Below are 17757 nucleotides of genomic sequence, written 5' to 3'. Positions count from 1 at the left end.
GCGGACGACAGCACGTGAAGTTATTAAGAATCATATCTTCGGTTCAAGCGGAAAAAGGCGGCCCGATCAACGCGGCTCGGGAAATTGACACCGTGCTCGCCCAGGACGGGCATCGCATTGATGTCCTGACGCTGGATGAGGCGTTTGCGGTCGATTATCCCGGCATCGTGCATTTCATGGGGCCAAGCCGGTTCGGCTACGGCTTGAACGGCAACATCCGCCAGTGGCTCGAGCAACACGCCCGGGACTATGATTTTTTCATCATCAACGGCCTGTGGCAGTACCACGGTTTTGTGGCCCGCCAGGTGCTGAACAAGCTCGGCCTGCCTTACATCGTTTATACCCACGGCATGCTGGACCCCTGGTTCAAGCACGAATATCCGCTCAAGCATTTGAAAAAATGGTTGTACTGGCCGTGGGGTGAATACCGGGTGTTGAGGGATGCACGACGCGTGGTGTTTACCAGTGAAGAAGAGCAGATCCGTGCGCGTGAATCGTTTTGGCTCTATCGCGCCAATGAAACGATAACGGCGTATGGCACCTCCAGCCCGCCGGCCGACGACGCACGCCTGGCGCGGGATTTCGTCAATGACCATCCGCAACTCAAGGGCAAGCGGGTGGTGCTGTTCCTCAGCCGTATCCATAAAAAAAAGGGGTGCGACCACTTGTTGCAAGCCTTCGCCGAGGTCGCCGGGCAGGACGAGCGTTTGCATCTGGTCATGGCTGGTCCCGATCAAGGTGGCTGGGTACAGGCGCTGCAGGCACAGGCTGTGCAATTGGGTATCGCCGATCGCATTACGTGGCCCGGTATGTTGCAGGGGGCGGCGAAGTGGGGCGCGTTCTACGCTGCCGAAGTGTTTTGCCTGCCTTCGCATCAGGAGAATTTCGGCGTGGTCGTGGCTGAAGCGCTGGCCTGCGGCAAACCGGTGCTGATCAGTAACAAGGTGAATATCTGGCGTGAAATCGAAAAGGATTGCGTCGGTTTTGTCAGCGAAGACACGGTGGCCGGTGCTTTGCAGAATTTACAGCGCTGGTTGCACCTCGATGCGCCCGCTTACGCGCAAATGTCCGCGCGAGCCAAGGTGTGTTTTGCCGAGCGCTTTCATATTCGTCGGGGTGCGCAGCGCCTGCTGGAGATCGTGCGGGAGTGTTTCCCGTGATTCTTCAAGGCAATGACCCGCATCGCTCGCCGTCCTTCTCCCTGGGCCACCGGTTGCGCCGCCAGCTCTGGAACATGGTGTACGTGGTGCTGTTTCGCACCAGCCCACGCCCGTTCCATGCCTGGAGGGCCTTTCTGCTCAGGCTGTTTGGTGCGCGGCTGGGCAAGGGTGTGCACGTGTATCCACGGGCGAAAATCTGGGCGCCGTGGAATCTGGAGCTGGGCGATCATGTCGGCATTGCGGACGGCACCACCCTCTACAACATGGCGTTGATTCGTATCGGGCGCTACAGCGTGATTTCCCAAGGCGCGCAGTTATGCGGTGGCTCTCACGACTACAACAGTTGCAACTTTCAGCTGTTTGCCAAACCCATCGTGCTCGGGGAGTACGTGTGGGTGTGTGCCGAGGCGTTTGTCACGCTGGGCGTCAGTATTGCCGACGGCGTGGTCGTGGGTGCCCGCGCCCTGGTGACCAAGAGTATCGCGCAGCCATGGACCGTACATGCCGGGCATCCGGCCCGGCAAATCGGCCAGCGCACCCAACACGTGCAGGAGTTGACGCCATGAAGCGCGAAACCGTCAGCGTGATCATCCTCACCTATAACGAAAGCCTGCACATTGCCCGGGCCATCGATTCGGTGCGGGCCTTCAGTGATGAAGTGCTGGTGGTGGATTCGTTCTCCACCGACGACACCTGTGACATTGCGCGTCGCCACGGCGCGCGGGTGGTGCAGCACCCTTTCGTCAACCAGGCCAAGCAGTTCCAGTGGGCGCTGGACCATTTGCCCATAACCGGTAATTGGACCCTGCGCCTGGACGCCGATGAAATCATTGAGGCTGACCTTGCCGCCGAGATCAATACGCGGCTGCCGACGTTGGCCAGTGATATCACCGGCATCAACTTCAAGCGCAAGCATATTTTCATGGGCCGCTGGGTGCGCCATGGCGGGCGTTACCCGTTGAAGATGCTGCGGTTGTGGCGCACCGGCCTCGGGCGCATGGAAGACCGCTGGATGGACGAGCACATGTCGGTGGCCGAGGGCCGCACGATCACCCTGGAGGGTGGGTTTGCCGACCATAACCTGCATGACTTGACGTTCTTCACCCACAAGCACAACGGCTATGCCACCCGTGAAGCGATTGAAGTGCTTAACGCACGGCTCGGGTTGTTCGCGATCCGCGATGAGCTGCATACGGGGCAGAGTTCGTTCCAGGCCAAGGCCAAGCGCCTGGTCAAGAACCGTGTGTATAACCGCGTGCCGTTCACCCTGAGTTCGACGGCGTATTTCTTGTGGCGCTACATCATCCAACTGGGGTTTCTCGATGGTCGCAGCGGCTTGGTCTATCACTTGCTGCAGGGCTATTGGTACCGCTTCCTGGTGGGCGCCAAGGTGCTCGAACTGGAAACCGCGATTGCTCATTTAAACGATAAGGACGCCATTGTCCGGGAACTTTCAAAGTTGACCGGACATAACTTGAACCTGCCCACACCGAAGTAACTGACCGTTTTTAACAAACACCCAAGTTTGGGTGTCGGCCTTCGCTCGCCTATCAATTGGGAGACAGACATGAATAAAGTCGCGCTTATTACCGGAATTACCGGTCAGGATGGCTCGTATCTGGCGGAACTGCTGCTGGAAAAAGGCTATACCGTGCACGGCCTCAAGCGACGTTCTTCGTCGTTCAATACTCAGCGTATCGATCACATTTACCAGGACCCTCAGGCCCTGCATAAAAACCTCATCCTGCACTATGGCGACCTGGCGGATTCGTCGAACCTGACGCGCATCATCCAGCAGATCCAGCCCGATGAGATCTATAACCTCGGCGCGCAATCCCACGTAGCGGTGAGCTTTGATTCGCCGGAATACACCGCCGATGTGGATGCCCTGGGCACCTTGCGCATTCTCGAAGCAATACGCCTGCTGGGCCTGGAAAAGAAGACCCGTTTCTACCAGGCCTCGACCTCCGAATTATACGGTCTGGTGCAGGAGACCCCGCAGAAGGAAACCACGCCGTTCTACCCGCGTTCGCCGTATGCCGTGGCCAAGCTGTACGCCTACTGGATCACCGTGAATTTCCGCGAGGCCTATGGGCTGTATGCGTGCAACGGGATCCTGTTCAACCATGAGTCGCCGCGTCGCGGTGAAACCTTCGTGACACGCAAGATCACCCGCGCCCTGGCCAACATCGCCCTGGGCCTGGAGCCGTGCCTGTACATGGGCAACATGGATGCCCTGCGCGATTGGGGGCATGCCAAGGATTACGTGCGCATGCAGTGGATGATGCTGCAACAGGACAGCCCCGAGGACTTTGTGATCGCCACCGGCGTGCAGTATTCGGTGCGTGATTTCATCCGCTGGTCGGCGGCGGAACTAGGACTGGGCTTGCGCTTTGTCGGTAAGGGTGTGGAGGAGGTGGCGGTGGTCGAGCGCATCGACGGCGACCTGGCGCCGGGCATCCTGGTGGGCGATGTGATTGTGCGCGTCGACCCGCGTTACTTCCGCCCGGCAGAAGTCGAGACGCTGCTCGGTGACCCGTCCAAGGCCAAACGCTCGCTCGGTTGGGTGCCAGAGATCACAGCGCAGGAAATGTGCGCGGAGATGGTCCGCGAAGACCTGAAGATCGCCCGGCGCCACGCCCTGTTGCGCCTGCACGGGCATGACGCACCGATTGCCGTGGAGAACTGAGCATGGCACGTGATCTTGATGCGCGGATCTTTGTCGCCGGCCATCGTGGCATGGTCGGCTCGGCCATCGTGCGCCGGCTGTGGGCGCTGGGGTATACGCAGATCCTCACCGCCGGCCGCGATGAGCTGGACCTGCTTGACCCGGCGGCGGTGCAGGCGTATTTCGCCAGGCAGCGCGTGGACCAGGTGTACCTGGCGGCGGCCAAGGTGGGCGGGATTCATGCCAACGCGACTTACCCGGCGGACTTCATCTACCAGAACCTGATGATCCAGGCCAACGTGATCCATGCCGCCCACAGCCATGGCGTGCAGCACCTGTTGTTCCTCGGTTCGTCGTGCATCTACCCGGTGCATGCGCCGCAACCGATGATCGAGGCGGTGTTGCTGGATGGCGCGCTGGAACCCACCAACGAGCCTTATGCGGTGGCCAAGATTGCCGGGATCAAGCTGTGCGAAAGCTACAACCGCCAGCACGGCCGCGATTACCGCAGTGTGATGCCGACCAACCTGTACGGGCCGGGCGATAACTATCACCCGGAAAACAGCCATGTCATCGCAGCCTTGTTGCGGCGCTTCCATGAGGCGACCCAGCGTGGTGATGAGGAGGTGGTGATCTGGGGCAGTGGCCGGCCACGCCGTGAGTTTTTGCATGTGGATGACATGGCGGCGGCCAGCGTGCATGTCATGGAACTCGACGCTGCGCGCTACCGCGAGCAGACCCAGCCAATGTGCTCGCACCTGAACGTCGGCACCGGAATGGATTGCACCATCGCCGAGCTGGCCCAGGCCCTGGTACGCGTGACCGGCTTCCAGGGTCGTTTGCGCTTCGACGCCAGCAAGCCCGATGGCGCGCCACGCAAGTTGCTGGATGTGAGCCGTATCAATGCCCTTGGCTGGGAGGCCTACGTGCCCCTGGAGGAGGGCTTGCGCGACGCCTACAACGCTTATCTCGCGGCCCTCGAACAGCCTCGGGGCCAGTGATGAAAATCCTTCTGTATGGCATCAATTACAGCCCGGAGCTCACCGGTATCGGCAAGTACTCCGGTGAACATGCACGCTGGCTGGCCGAGCAGGGGCATGAAGTGCGGGTGGTGACGGCGCCACCGTATTACCCACAGTGGCAGGTGGGCGAAGGGTATTCGCCGTGGCGCTTTCGCACCGAGCAGGACGCGGGCGTGACGGTGATTCGCTGCCCACTGTATGTGCCGCGCCAGCCCACCGCGTTGACCCGCTTGCTGCACCTGCTGAGTTTTTCCGCCAGCTCGTTCCTGGCGGTGCTGGGGCAACTGCGCTGGAAACCCGACCTGGTGATGCTGGTAGTGCCCACGCTGTTGTGCGCGCCCCAAGCGTTACTGCTGGCCAAGCTCAGCGGTGCGCGTTCGGTGTTGCATATCCAGGATTATGAAGTGGATGCGATGTTCGGCCTGGGCATCGGCGGCGGTTCCTTGTTGCGGCGCCTGGCGTTTGGGATCGAGCGCTGGTTGCTGCGACGTTTTGATCGGGTCTCGACGATTTCCAGCGGCATGCTTGACAAGGCCCGTGGCAAAGGCGTGCTCAGCAAGCGCCTGCTGTTCTTTCCCAACTGGTCGGAAACCTCGCGTTTTCGCCAAGTAACGCACAGCCACGCTTTGCTTGAGCGCCTGGGTGTGCCGCCGGGAGCACGGGTGTTGTTGTACTCCGGCAACATCGGTGAGAAGCAGGGCTTGGAGCTGATCCTTGACGCCGCCCAGGCCCATGCCGATCGCCCGGAGCTGGTATTCCTGGTCGTCGGCCAGGGCACCGGCAAGGCGCGCTTGCTCGAACGGGTGCAGCGCGATGGCCTGCGCAATGTGCTGTTCGCGCCGTTGCAGGCCTACGAGGATTTACCGGCGCTGCTGGCCTCGGCCGATGCGCACCTAGTGATCCAGAAGCGCGGAGTGGCGGACGCGGTGTTGCCGTCCAAGCTCACCAACATCCTGGCGGTGGGCGGCAATGCAATTATCACCGCCGACCCCGACACCACACTCGGCCGCCTGTGCGAGGAACACACCGGCATTGCGGTGTTGATCGAGCCGGAATCCGTCGCGGCGCTGAACGCAGGGATCGAGCGGGTGCTGGCATTGCCCGCGCGCAATGAGGTGGCGTTGAACTACGCCAAGGAGTTCCTCGACAAGGAACGCATTCTGCAACGCTTTATGGCACAGGTTTGATGGTATGTGGCTTGATTTGTCGACCTTCCAAACGGTCGTGGCATCGACGCCTTTGGTGGCGATCGACCTGGTGGTGAGAAACCGCCGTGGCGATGTTTTTCTCGGCCTGCGCGTCAATCGGCCGGCCTATGGTTTCTGGTTCGTGCCCGGTGGGCGCATCCAGAAAAACGAAAGCCTGGACAGCGCTTTCCGGCGCATCACCCTGGAGGAGTTGGGGCGCACTTTCGAGCGCGCCAGTGCACGGCTGCTGGGGGTGTTCGAGCACTTTTACGATGACAGTGTCTTCGCCAACGCCGGGGACGGGCCGGACACCCACTACGTGGTGCTCAGCTATTGCCTGGAGCTGGACGACGACCCAACGCTGCAGCCACCTGTCGAGCAACACCAGCAGTACCGTTGGTGGCCGCAGGATGAGCTGCGCTTCAGTTCGCGGGTGCATAAACACACCCGTGCCTACTTCTGAATCTCTGTCCCAAGGATGCTCTCATGCTAATACCCGTGATCATGGCTGGCGGTTCGGGGTCGCGCCTGTGGCCGCTCTCGCGGCAACTGAACCCCAAGCAGTTCCTGCGCCTGACCGACGCGCACCTCTCGATGCTGCAGCAGACCATCACGCGGCTTGCAGGTGCCAACGTGGCGTTGCCCCAGCTGATCTGCAACGAACAACACCGCTTCCTGGTGGCCGAGCAATTGCGCCAGTTGGGCATGGAACAGGCGAGCATCCTGCTCGAGCCCGTGGGGCGTAACACGGCGCCAGCCATCGCGCTGGCGGCGTGCAAGGCCGTTGCCGAGGCCGATGACCCGATCCTGCTCGTGTTGGCGGCGGACCACTTGATCGAAGACATCCCGGCGTTTCATGCCAGCCTGGAAGTGGCACTGCCGCTGGCCAGGGACGGCAAGCTGGTGACCTTCGGCATCACGCCCACCAGCGCGCATACCGGCTACGGCTATATCGAGCAAGGTGGTGCGGTGGGCGAGGGCGGTTATCGGGTCAAGCGCTTCGTCGAGAAGCCGGACGCGGCCACGGCGGCGCAGTATGTGGCCGGCGGTGAGCATTACTGGAACAGCGGCATGTTCATGTTCCGCGCCAGCCGCTACCTGGAGGAGCTAGAACGCTTCCAGCCGGCGATTCTTGAAGCCTGCCGCGTAGCACTGGAGGGCGGAAGCCAGGACCTGCCGTTTACCCGGGTGCATGCCGCGACCTTTGCCACGTGCCCGGACGACTCCATCGACTACGCCGTCATGGAAAAAACCAGTGACGCGGTGATGGTGCCGCTGCAGGCGGGCTGGAGCGATATCGGCTCGTGGTCGGCGCTGTGGGAGGCCAGTGCAAAAGACGCCTGCGGCAATGTGTTGCGCGGCGATGGGTTGCTGCTGGATAGCCACAACACCTATGTCCACGCCGACAGCCGATTGGTCGCCACGGTTGGCGTGCAGGACCTGATCATCGTCGAGACCAAGGACGCTGTGCTGGTGGCCCACAAGGACCAGGTGCAGCAGGTCAAGGGCATCGTCGACCAGCTCAAGCAAGCCGGGCGGCATGAACACCTCAACCACCGTGAGGTGTATCGGCCCTGGGGCATGTATGACTCGGTGGATAACGGCCAGCGTTACCAGGTCAAGCGCATCACCGTGAAGCCGGGGGCCAAGCTGTCGGTGCAGATGCATCACCACCGCGCCGAGCACTGGATCGTGGTCAGCGGCACGGCCCGGGTGACCAATGGCGAGCAGACTTACCTGGTCTCGGAAAACCAGTCGACCTATATCCCCATTGGCCAAGTGCACGCGCTGGAGAATCCGGGGGTGATCCCGTTGGAGTTGATCGAAGTGCAGTCGGGTTCCTACCTGGGTGAAGACGACATTGTGCGTTTTGAAGACAAGTACGGACGGGCCTGAAGTTTCCGACAATTAATAACGTTTTATATAACTTCAATCGCACGCAATGCAGTGACGGCCGGGCGCTTCGCCGGGAAAACGTTATTTTCAAATAATAACGTTAAATCTTACTTGTCTGGCGTGCTGTTTAGTTGGGTGGCACTATCGGCCTGACTACTCACTGACGATAAGGAGTCTGTTATGAGGACATCACTGGCTATTATTATGCTCAGTGTCTTGAGTACGTCCGCGTTGGCTGCCGAGTTGCCGTTGGGGCTCGACACCGCCGTGGTGGGGTCTGTGACGGTCGGGGAAACCCTGCTGGTCGCCAGCGCCCTTGTTGCCGGCGTTGCCGCGGCATCTAGCAGCGGCGGTAGTTCCAACGGCGGCACCACCACAGGTACCACTGGCACGACCGGTACCACAGGTACCGGCAACTAGTTGTAAACCTTCCGCTTTTGGACCGCTTGGATTCCCCGCCCAAGTGGTCTTTTTTTCTTGTCGTTTATCGCGAGTGTCCTAGCACTATGATGCGTATTTTTTCTGTTGCGGCCGTGGCCGCTGCATTGTTGCAAGGCTGCATGTTTGCCCCGGGTCAATATATGGATACCGCGGCGTTGACCGAGGGCGGCAGGGCTGAAAACAGTCGGGTGGATTTAATTCCGATCACGCCAAAGTTGCTCGCCATGGACGCGGCAACCCAAGTGCCTTATTCCATACCGGCGGAACTATTAAGTTATAAACCTGGCCCGTATTTGATCGGCGCCAATGACGCGCTGTATATCACCGTGTGGGATCACCCTGAACTCACCGCACCTTCCGGCCCACAGCAACAGATCGACGCCAACGGGCGCCTGGTCAGCCCCGAGGGCAACCTGTTTTACCCCTACGTGGGCGAACTGGTCGCCAAGGGGCGTTCGATTGAAGCGCTGCGCAGTGAGATCACTGACAAGTTGCGCCAATACATCGACAGCCCACAGGTAGACGTCAGCGTGCTGCGTTTTGCCAGCCAACGCGTGGTGGTGACCGGCGCAGTAGCCAAAGCGGGGCCGCTGCCGATCACCACCATCCCGATGAGTGTGATGGAGGCTGTCTCCACGGCGGGGATCGACCCGCTGAATGCCGACCTGTCGAACCTGACGCTCACCCGTGGCGGCAAGCGCTACACCCTGGACCTCGACACGCTCAACCTGGCGCAGTCACGCTTGAACGACATTTACCTCAAGGACGGCGACCAGCTGTACCTGGCCTACAACGACCGCAAGCGCATCTATGTGATGGGCGAGGTCATGCAGCCGCGTGCGCTGAGCTTCAAGACCCGCAGCATGAACCTTTCCGACGTGCTCGGCTCGGTGGGTGGGGTCAACCAGAACACCTCCAACGCCGACGCCATCTATGTGATCCGCGGCGCGCAGAATATTGCGGCAGAGCCGGCCAAGGTGTTCCAGTTGGAAGCGGCTTCTCCTTCGGCCATGGCCCTGGCCACGCGCTTTGAGGTGCAGCCCCAGGATGTCGTGTTTGTCGGCCCCGCCAATATCACGCGCTGGAACCGCTTTATCAGTCAGTTGATCCCTTCCGCCACGATCGTCGGCATCGGCGCGTCCACTCAGAACAACTTGAGCGAAGCCAGCAACCGATAGGGTGGAACCTGCGTGAACACTCTTAAAATCGTTACTTACATGGGGTTGGCGTGGCTGCTGGGTGGCTGCAATCCGCTGATGACGGCCTCCCTCGACACGTTCAGGGCGGCCGTTGCCGGGCCCGCGCCGCTGGTGTTGACCCAGGCGCAGGTGGACGCAGTGCTGTTCCCGCAGATCAAGGTCACCACAGTATCCAGCGAAGGGGTGATGGCGCTGATTCGCCAGCGCGGCGACCTGCAATTCTGGGTGGCATCGGGCAAGCAGGTGCTGCTGATGCGTGATGGCCTGGTGGTGCGCACGGTTGGCCTCGGTGCCGAGCTGGATGGCACGCACTGGCAGGGGCAATCACCGTTCCAGCTGGGGTTGCACCGCGTGCCGGACGGCTATCGCAGTACGCGGCAAATCGATTGGGTGGGTGGTTATCGCATGGGTATCCCACTGACCAGCCGCATGACGCGCAAGGGCATCGAAACCATCGAGATTCTCGACAAATCCTATGCCTTGTTGCGGATCGACGAAGACGTTGAAGGCGCTGGTTTTCAGGCGCGAAACCGTTACTGGGTCGACCCCGCCGACGGCTTTATTGTGCAGAGTGAACAACACCTTTCGCCCAGCCTGACCCTGACCATCACCCAGTTGCAACCCTCCCGTAAGGACGCCCGATGACCCGTCGAAAACTCACGGCGCTGGTCCTGTCGTGCAGCTGTGCCAGTGTGAGCCAGGCTGCGATGACGGTCAGCGGCGAGGTACGCAACCCAGGCCCCATCGCGCTGCAAACCGGGGCACGCTTGTTGGAGGTGATCACGGCGGCGCAACCGGATGCCCAAGGCTATTGGCTGGGCGCTGCCTGGCTGCATCAACCGTTGCTCGAACGTCAGGCGCGGCTCAAGGCCGGCGTGTTGTTTGACCTGCAAACCCTGCACCAGGCCGCGTTGGCGGCTGGTCGTGCAGGTCGTGCCGCTGTTGCCGCGCAGGTGTATCAACAGGTGCAGGCCTTACCGGTGACCGGCCGCCAGTTGGCGGTGCTGGACCCGGTAGCGGTGGAGGTCGGTTTTGCGCCCAACCTGCCGGTCAGCGAGGGCGACCGCCTGGTGTACCCGTCGAGGCCTGACAGCGTGCGTGTGCTGGGCGCGGTCGCCGCGGCGTGCACCTTGGTATTTCAGCCGCAGCAGCAGGCGCGCGACTACCTCGCGGCGTGCCCGCCATCCGTGGAAGCGGACGCCGATTACCTGTGGCTGATCCAGCCCGACGGGCAGGTCACTCGCCTGGGCATTGCCCCCTGGAACCGTGAAGACGGCGCAGCTCCTGCGCCCGGCAGCACGCTGCTGGTGCCGATTCGCAGCGATGACCTGGGCCCGCCCACCCCTGAACTGAATCAGCAATTGGCCGAGTTTCTCGCCACCCAACCTCTGGCCGAGGTCACGCCTTGAAATTATGTATTGCGGCCGTGCTGCTGGTGCCGTGTGGCGTCGCGCATGGCGATCCCCGTTATACCCAAAGCGATTTTGGCGGGGTGGGGTTGCTGCAAACCCCCACCGCACGCATGGCGCCCGCCGGCGAGCTGAGCATCAACGCCAACCGCACCGAGCCCTACAGCCGCTACAGTTTTTCGGCGCAGCCGCTCGACTGGCTGGAAGGCACCTTTCGCTACACCGCGATCACCAACCGCCTGTATGGCGCCGAGTCGTTCAGCGGCGGCCAAAGCTACAAGGACAAGGCCGTCGACGCCAAAGTGCGCCTGTATCAGGAAAGCCATTGGCTGCCGGAAGTGGCACTGGGGTTCACGGACCTGGGCGGCACCAGCTTGTTTTCCAGCGAGTACCTAGTGGCCAACAAGCGTTATGGCGATTTGGATTTCAGCGCCGGCATCGCCTGGGGTTACATGGGCAGTCGCGGTGATTTCGGCAACCCATTGGGCGTGTTGGATGATCGTTACAACAGGCGGCCCACCGCCGAAGGTTCCGGCAGCTTTTCCAACGGCTATTTCCGCGGCCGGCCCGCGCTGTTTGGCGGGATCGCTTACCAGACGCCCTGGGCGCCGTTGAGCCTCAAGCTCGAGGTTGAAGGTAACGATTACAAGCACGAACCTCGGGACAATGCGTTTCGCCAGGACTCGCCGGTCAACCTGGGCCTGGTCTACAAGCTCGCCGACTCCATCGACGTGAGTGCCGCCTGGGAACGTGGCAACACCGCGATGTTCGGCATCACTCTGCACACCAATTTTGCCCGCCGCAAGGCACCGGTAAAAACCTACGACCCACCGGCCCCCCCATTGCCGGCCAAGGCCCCGAGCACACCGCCCGACCAGGTGGACTGGGCGGCAGTCTCCCAGCGCCTGCATGACAATGCCGGCTACAACGTGCAGCGCATCACCCAACGCGGGCCGGAGCTGGTGGTCTATGGCGAACAGCAGCGCTATTTCTACAGCGCCAAGGCGGTAGGGCGCGCCAGTCGTATCCTGGACAACAGCGTGAACGACCAGATTGATTGGTTCACGTTGGTCAGCGAACGTTATGCCATGCCGATCGAGGAAACCAGCGTGCCCCGCGGGACCTTTCGCGAGGTGGTCAACCACCGCGAAGACTTGCAGGACCTGCACCGCCAGGTCGAGGTCAATCGCGCCAGTGAGCGCACGCAGACGCTGCTCTATACCCAGCCACCCAAGCCCTTCAGCTATCGCGTCGGCCTTGGCTATAAGCAGAACGTCGGTGGGCCGGATGGTTTGCTTTACCAGGTTTCCGCCGACCTCGACGCCGAATACCGCTTTACCCGCAACACGTGGTGGAGCGGCTTGCTGAGCGTCAACCTGTTGAACAACTACGACGGTTTTACCTATGACGCGCCCACGGGTTTGCCTCGCGTACGCACCGACCTTCGCAAGTACATGACCAGTGCTGACGTCACCCTGCCGACCTTTCAGCTCAACCATGCGCAGCGTCTGGATCAGGACCTGTACGGCATGGTTTACGGTGGTTTGCTCGAGTCGATGTACGCCGGTGTCGGCAGCGAAGTGTTGTACCGGCCGATGGGCCAGGGCTGGTCAGTCGGGGCTGACCTGAACTACGTGCGCCAACGCGGCTTCGAGCAGGATTTCAGCCTGCGCGATTACCGCACGGTGACCGGGCATATCACCGGCTACACGGACCTGCCGTTCAACCTGCAGGGCGCCTTGAGCGTCGGTCGCTACCTGGCCAGGGACTGGGGCGCGACGCTGGATCTTTCGCGGGAATTCGGTAATGGCGTGCGCATCGGTGCGTGGATCACCCGTACCAACGTGTCCAAGGAAGAGTTTGGGGAAGGCAGCTTCGACAAAGGCCTCTATCTGTCCATTCCGTTCGATGAGTTGATGAGCCTGTCGACCATGCGCCGCGCCAACCTGGTGTGGGCACCGCTGACGCGTGACGGCGGCGCGCGGCTGAATCGCGCCTATTCATTGCATTCGATGACGGATGGTCGGGACAGTAAATTGTTCTACAAGAACATCGACAAGATGACGGAGTGAGGCGGGGAGGGGGACTGAGTGTCCCCCTTTTTTTCAGTAAATATCCTTGGACAGCAGCGTAAATGGCGTCTTCACCAGGATCTTGATATCCAGCCACAGCGACCAGGTATTGATGTAGAGCAGGTCGATATCGACGCGTTTTTGCATCTTCTCCAGTGTCTCGGTCTCACCCCGACAACCATTGATCTGCGCCAGCCCCGTGATACCGGGCTTGATGCGATGGCGCGCCATGTACGCGTGAATCTTCCCCGAGTAATAGTCGTTATGCGCAACGGCATGGGGCCGCGGTCCGACCAGGGCCATGTGCCCTTGCAGCACGTTGAACAGCTGTGGCAATTCATCGATGGATGTACGCCGGATAAACCGGCCGACCGGGGTGATGCGCGAGTCGTTGCGGCTGGCCTGGCGTACCTCGTGGTCGTCGTGCATACGCATCGAGCGGAACTTCCATACCTTGATCACCTCGCCATTCCAGCCATGGCGGTCCTGTTTGAAAATCACCGGGCCGGGAGACGTGAGCTTGATCAGCAGGGCGAACACCAACAACACCGGGCTTAGCACCAGGATCGCGAGCAAGGCCAGGCTCTTGTCCAGCAACGACTTGCTCAGGGCGGCGGTGGGGCGGCTGGTCAGCGGGCTTTCGTTGAGGAAGATCGCCGGCAGCCCATCCACTTCGGCCACGCAATGATTGAGAAGCAGCATGTTGTTGAGGTCGGGCACCCAGATTACATCCACACTGATTTCCAGCAAGTTGAGGTACAGCGCCTCGATGTGGGTGGCATCCTGCAACGAGTGAGTGATGTAGAGCCGGCGAATGCCGTGCTGCCGGATCAATTGCGGTAATTGCGGCAGTTCGCCGAGTATCTGCGATTGCGCCTCCGACGCCGCATTGGCGTGGCTGCCGACCAGTCCAACCAAAGGTGAACGCTTCTGGCGCGACAGCGTTTTGGCCAAGTCGACCGCCAGTTTGCCGGTGCCCACGATCAATGACTTGTGCCGCTGGTGAAGTTGGCGATGGTAATACCTAGACAGGCTGTGCAACGGGATATAACACAGTGCCAACAGTGGGTAGCTGACTGCCGCCCACAACATTAAAATTTCCAGAGGAAACAATGAACTTGCATTACAAGCAATGCCCACGGCAAACAATATACCTATGGTCAGCAACCAACCCATGAATAGTCGACCTAGGCCCACGCCATAATCGTCTTTCTTACTATATACATCACACAGGCTATACGCAGGCAGCGACGCCAGTATGGTAAAAGCGGCTAAGACACGATAGTTATACTCAAGTTGCCCGGTTTTCAAGAGCACCAACATAAACAACAGTGTCACGACCAAACCCGATGCGAGCGTCCACTGGCCCCAGAACGTCAAACCCTTGGGCGTCAGGTTGCGATGCATTCTAGTGTTATTCAGCATAGTTCTGCTCCCGGTGGTGACCACGTGCGTCGTGGCAGGGTTTAATCACGCGGTGCAATACCGCATTAAAACGACAGGCACGCGCAAGCGCGTACCCGTGGATAGTAATGAACGGCAGGGCGCATTGGCTGACGACTTATAACAAGGCCAGCGGAATTTTATTAGAGGGTGTTATAAAAAGGCAGGTATCAATAGGCAGGGTGAGTGACAACGTGTCGCTGTTTTTATAGTTAACGGCGTGACTGATTCAGCTCGAGCGGTTTTTTGATTTTTTGGGTGAGGCAATAACCACGGTTTCTGACTGCACGAAACAGGCGTTCGCCGTCGTTGGCCCGCTTAAACTTTTCTTGCAGTCGACTCAGGCACATTTCCAATCCGCGATATAACTCGGGCTCGCGCCCGATATTACGGATCAACTCTTCCTTGCTCACGACGCGCTCTTCATGATGCAACATTTTTTTAATCAGTGCGGATTCAATGGTGGTCAAGGAGATGCGCAAGCCGCCCTTGACCAGGGTTCGGTCATGCTGGGTCAGCAGCCAGAAATCCTGAGCGTACAGTTGAGTTCGCTCAGGGTTTATTTCCGGAGGACGCGTATGGTTTTTCGGCGTGCTGTCATGATCCTTTGGCATGGGCATTCTGGATTCTTGTCGCACAGCGGTAGAAGAATGTGAGGGTAGCGTTATTGTATGGGTCATGACATAGGCGTTAAGCCATGGGTGTTCACTGGGGCTGGAATGTCGATGGCTGACTTCGCGTTTTTTGTCGGCGATCTCCGTGGTTGCTGGTGCGCCAATATCATAATGAAACAGCTCTGCATTGGGCGTGAAGTCCTGCAGTGCGATAGCCGGAACTGTCGATGTAAAGGCGTATTTCTTGAGAGAGCTCATGGCGTTCACCGGTATCAGGAAAGATGCTGTTGTTATAAGCGGTCAGCAGGAGAGTAATAACCGCCCTGAAAGTATTCGAAAGGCAGGTTTTTAGCCAGAAGGGCGCTATCGGCAAATTCAACCGTGTCAGCAATGAAACATACCCCGGTCGCACTGATCAGCTCTAGCATGCGGTCGTAGAGCCGATCGAACAGATCGGAGCGTGTGTTGAGACTCAGCCGGAGTGCGGAATCCGGGAACGGCATTTTTATATAGTCGTAGAGCTTGAGATCGATCAGCAGGTCTGCCGGCTTTGTATCGAGTCTGTAATTATGGTAGGCAAGTGTGAGGCTGCATTGGTCTTTTAGTTTATATAACTGGCGCACCATCGCCCTGCGTTCAACCGGACCGGGGAGGGCATCCAACGGGTTATCGATACTGAGGGTGAAGGGAAGTGTGTGCTTTTCCAGTGACTGGGCAGTCTGAATAATGCGCTTGTGAAAGTCTTCGTTCATCAAGACGGCTTGATTAATCCGCAGGAACCTGTGGCTTACCGTTGGGTTCAAGGCATTGCGCCGTGCGCTGATACGCTGCAGTGCCTCGCTGTAGGCACGTTGAGGTAATGCCTGAGTGTCCTCGGACGTCAGGCTGATTTCATTGCCCCAGAGTGTATGGTTGCGGTCAACAATGGCCTGCCTGAAAAGGTTGAAGTCCACACTGTGCGCAGGGGATATTCTCTTGCTATTCACGATTCGACCTCTCTTGGGCGGCTTGCAAATGGCTGGCGCAAATAAGACCCCGGCTTAGTTTGTATCCATAACCGCGGATATTCTGAATGATATTGTCACCGTAGTACGCCTTGATTTTACTGCGCAATCGGCTGATGGATTTTTCCAGCGCGCGGGAGTCATAGTATTTGGTATTAAGTCCCATGACGGCGGCGATCTCGTTGTGACTGAGTAGTCGACGCTGGATAAGCGCTTCCAATACTTTCATTTCAACAAAGGAAATCTCCAGTTTTTTGCCATCACCGTGAATGCACATGCGGTCCTGATCGAGCACCAGTGTGCAACGATTCAGTCGTGCAGTTTCGCTGAGTAAGTCTTCAAACAGGCTCGGTTTTTTTTCAGATGATGTGTCTATCACTTTGATGCAGTAGTCCGCGCCGGCCAGATAATATTTGGTTTTACTCAAGGTCGAGGCAAAAGTGATAACAACGAATATCGTGCAGCCAGGGTTTTTAGCTCGGGTTCTTCTTATTATATCCAGGGTTTGGTTGCTGGCCGAGGGTGTGTCGATTTCTATAATGATGGCGCGGTAATTTCCCTGGCTTTCCTGGGGGTCAACTAGTTGTTCGTAGTAACGTGTATCGACTTTTAAATCATCCGTTACCGTGCGTACTATGAGCGCTCGAAAGTTCTCCGATTTAGATTGAGTCCGTGCAATAGCGAGGACATTGGAAAAATGCATCACCTACTCCCTTTTCCGGCATGCAAGGCCGTCAGTTCAATCGATGCTAGCGTTTAGATACTAATCGAATTGAATACGGCAAAACGTGACAAATTTTAACATTCGCCACTTTGTTTTTCAGAGAGGGAGGGGGTGTTGCGCGGCTATTGCGAGGGTGTTTGTACGAACGTACACATATGCTAGTGCAAATTCTTAATGCTCGATAAGTATTTTAGACCAAACGTTTTTTTGGTGGAATCGGGTAAACCCTTGCATCGCAAGTGGGAGGGGGTGGGGTTGGATTAAGCCAGCTACGCTTCGGCGAACTCATCGGTTGCGGGGCTCCGCGGTCATGCCGGCACGTTAGCCGGCAACGTCGGCCAGTTGTTGGTGCAGATGGCCCGGCACTTGGGCGCTACAGTGTTGGCCACCGGCAGCACCGTTGAAAAATGCGCGATTGCGCGTGAACGTGGCGCCCACCAGGCGTGGCAGTGCGACAACGGCCGATTCGCCGACCATGTGTTGCGGGCAACAGACGGGAAGGGCGTTGATGTGGTCTTCGATTCCCTCGGCAAAAGCACCTTGCGCGACAGTTTTCGCGCCTGCCGCACACGTGGCTTGATCGTCAACTACGGCAATGTTTCGGGCTCGCTGACGGACCTGGACCCGATTGAACTGGGCGAGGCCGGGTCTTTATTTTTGACGCGGCCACGGCTGGCCGACCACATGGCCGATGGCGCCACCGTGCAACGACGTGCCAATGCGGTCTTTGCGGCGATGCTCAAAGGGGCTTTGACGGTGGATATCGAGGGGCATTACACGCTGGAGACCTTGCAGCAGGTGCACGAACGCATCGAAGCGCGGCAACAGGTCGGCAAGGCGGTGCTGTGGGTGGACCGTGAGTTGCATTAATAGCGGGCGAAAAAAAACCGGCTGATCAGGCCGGTTTGGGGTTCCCGC

The 17757-nt window shown here is 59.2% G+C and carries 17 protein-coding genes and 1 pseudogene; 14 read left to right on the top strand and 4 right to left on the bottom strand.

Annotated features, from left to right (window positions below; all coding sequences use genetic code 11):
- The first annotated feature begins 14 nt into the window (after positions 1 to 14).
- The 13 genes from AACY30_RS00320 to AACY30_RS00260 all read left to right on the top strand — a co-directional run bounded on the left by AACY30_RS00320 (position 15) and on the right by AACY30_RS00260 (position 13054).
- Positions 15 to 1160, top strand: a complete 1146-nt coding sequence (locus AACY30_RS00320) for a glycosyltransferase (protein ID WP_339539345.1) — start codon at positions 15 to 17, stop codon at positions 1158 to 1160.
- Positions 1157 to 1726 carry a putative colanic acid biosynthesis acetyltransferase gene (locus AACY30_RS00315; RefSeq protein WP_339539344.1) on the top strand — a complete coding sequence of 190 codons (570 nt, stop codon included), beginning with the start codon at positions 1157 to 1159 and terminating at the stop codon, positions 1724 to 1726. The genes AACY30_RS00320 and AACY30_RS00315 overlap by 4 nt, the downstream gene beginning before the upstream one ends.
- Positions 1723 to 2658 (top strand): glycosyltransferase family 2 protein, encoded by a 936-nt coding sequence (locus AACY30_RS00310; protein ID WP_339467260.1) that lies wholly within the window; start codon positions 1723 to 1725, stop codon positions 2656 to 2658. Before AACY30_RS00315 ends, AACY30_RS00310 begins: the two co-directional genes overlap by 4 nt.
- Before the next feature lie 69 nt (positions 2659 to 2727).
- Entirely contained in the window at positions 2728 to 3849 is a 1122-nt protein-coding gene (gene gmd, locus AACY30_RS00305; RefSeq protein ID WP_339467259.1) for a GDP-mannose 4,6-dehydratase, read from the top strand.
- Positions 3850 to 3851: 2 nt separating this feature from the next.
- Positions 3852 to 4829, top strand: a complete 978-nt coding sequence (gene fcl, locus AACY30_RS00300) for a GDP-L-fucose synthase (protein ID WP_339539342.1) — start codon at positions 3852 to 3854, stop codon at positions 4827 to 4829.
- A complete protein-coding gene (locus AACY30_RS00295; protein ID WP_339467255.1) occupies positions 4829 to 6037 on the top strand; it encodes a glycosyltransferase WbuB in 1209 nt (402 codons plus the stop codon). Before fcl ends, AACY30_RS00295 begins: the two co-directional genes overlap by 1 nt.
- Positions 6038 to 6041: 4 nt before the next feature.
- A complete protein-coding gene (locus AACY30_RS00290; RefSeq protein WP_339539341.1) occupies positions 6042 to 6500 on the top strand; it encodes a GDP-mannose mannosyl hydrolase in 459 nt (152 codons plus the stop codon).
- Between the two features lie 23 nt (positions 6501 to 6523).
- Entirely contained in the window at positions 6524 to 7933 is a 1410-nt protein-coding gene (locus AACY30_RS00285; RefSeq protein ID WP_339467252.1) for a mannose-1-phosphate guanylyltransferase/mannose-6-phosphate isomerase, read from the top strand.
- A gap of 180 nt (positions 7934 to 8113) precedes the next feature.
- Positions 8114 to 8353 carry a hypothetical protein gene (locus AACY30_RS00280; RefSeq protein ID WP_339467250.1) on the top strand — a complete coding sequence of 80 codons (240 nt, stop codon included), beginning with the start codon at positions 8114 to 8116 and terminating at the stop codon, positions 8351 to 8353.
- Between the two features lie 86 nt (positions 8354 to 8439).
- Positions 8440 to 9552: a polysaccharide biosynthesis/export family protein gene (locus tag AACY30_RS00275; protein WP_339539339.1), complete on the top strand. Its 1113-nt coding sequence runs from the start codon at positions 8440 to 8442 to the stop codon at positions 9550 to 9552.
- A 12-nt stretch (positions 9553 to 9564) separates the two neighbouring features.
- Positions 9565 to 10218, top strand: coding sequence for a YjbF family lipoprotein (locus AACY30_RS00270; RefSeq protein WP_339539337.1), 654 nt, complete (start codon positions 9565 to 9567; stop codon positions 10216 to 10218).
- On the top strand, positions 10215 to 10982 hold the full coding sequence (locus tag AACY30_RS00265; protein ID WP_339467248.1) for a capsule biosynthesis GfcC family protein: 768 nt from the start codon (positions 10215 to 10217) through the stop codon (positions 10980 to 10982). The genes AACY30_RS00270 and AACY30_RS00265 overlap by 4 nt, the downstream gene beginning before the upstream one ends.
- Positions 10979 to 13054, top strand: a complete 2076-nt coding sequence (locus AACY30_RS00260) for a YjbH domain-containing protein (protein ID WP_339539336.1) — start codon at positions 10979 to 10981, stop codon at positions 13052 to 13054. The genes AACY30_RS00265 and AACY30_RS00260 overlap by 4 nt, the downstream gene beginning before the upstream one ends.
- 33 nt (positions 13055 to 13087) lie before the next feature.
- On the opposite strand, the gene AACY30_RS00255 is transcribed toward AACY30_RS00260, so the two are convergent.
- The 4 genes from AACY30_RS00255 to AACY30_RS00240 all read right to left on the bottom strand — a co-directional run bounded on the left by AACY30_RS00255 (position 13088) and on the right by AACY30_RS00240 (position 16818).
- Entirely contained in the window at positions 13088 to 14479 is a 1392-nt protein-coding gene (locus AACY30_RS00255) for an undecaprenyl-phosphate glucose phosphotransferase (RefSeq protein ID WP_339467246.1), read from the bottom strand.
- A gap of 230 nt (positions 14480 to 14709) precedes the next feature.
- On the bottom strand, positions 14710 to 15369 hold the full coding sequence (locus AACY30_RS00250; RefSeq protein ID WP_339467243.1) for a winged helix-turn-helix domain-containing protein: 660 nt from the start codon (positions 15367 to 15369) through the stop codon (positions 14710 to 14712).
- Between the two features lie 32 nt (positions 15370 to 15401).
- A complete protein-coding gene (locus AACY30_RS00245) occupies positions 15402 to 16097 on the bottom strand; it encodes a hypothetical protein (protein WP_339467242.1) in 696 nt (231 codons plus the stop codon).
- Complete coding sequence (locus AACY30_RS00240) at positions 16090 to 16818, bottom strand: winged helix-turn-helix domain-containing protein (protein ID WP_339467241.1); 729 nt, start codon at positions 16816 to 16818, stop codon at positions 16090 to 16092. The genes AACY30_RS00245 and AACY30_RS00240 overlap by 8 nt, the downstream gene beginning before the upstream one ends.
- Before the next feature lie 345 nt (positions 16819 to 17163).
- On the opposite strand from AACY30_RS00240, the pseudogene AACY30_RS00235 reads away from it, so the two are divergent.
- A pseudogene (locus AACY30_RS00235) lies at positions 17164 to 17709 on the top strand (zinc-binding dehydrogenase); the annotation flags it as partial.
- Between the last annotated feature and the right edge of the window lie 48 nt (positions 17710 to 17757).

Source organism: Pseudomonas sp. RA_5y_Pfl1_P24 (genome assembly GCF_963970945.1).
GTDB classification, from domain to species: Bacteria; Pseudomonadota; Gammaproteobacteria; order Pseudomonadales; family Pseudomonadaceae; genus Aquipseudomonas; species Aquipseudomonas tritici.
The sequence above is the reverse complement of the archived record's forward strand: the minus strand, read 5'-3'. Positions and strand labels throughout refer to the sequence as shown.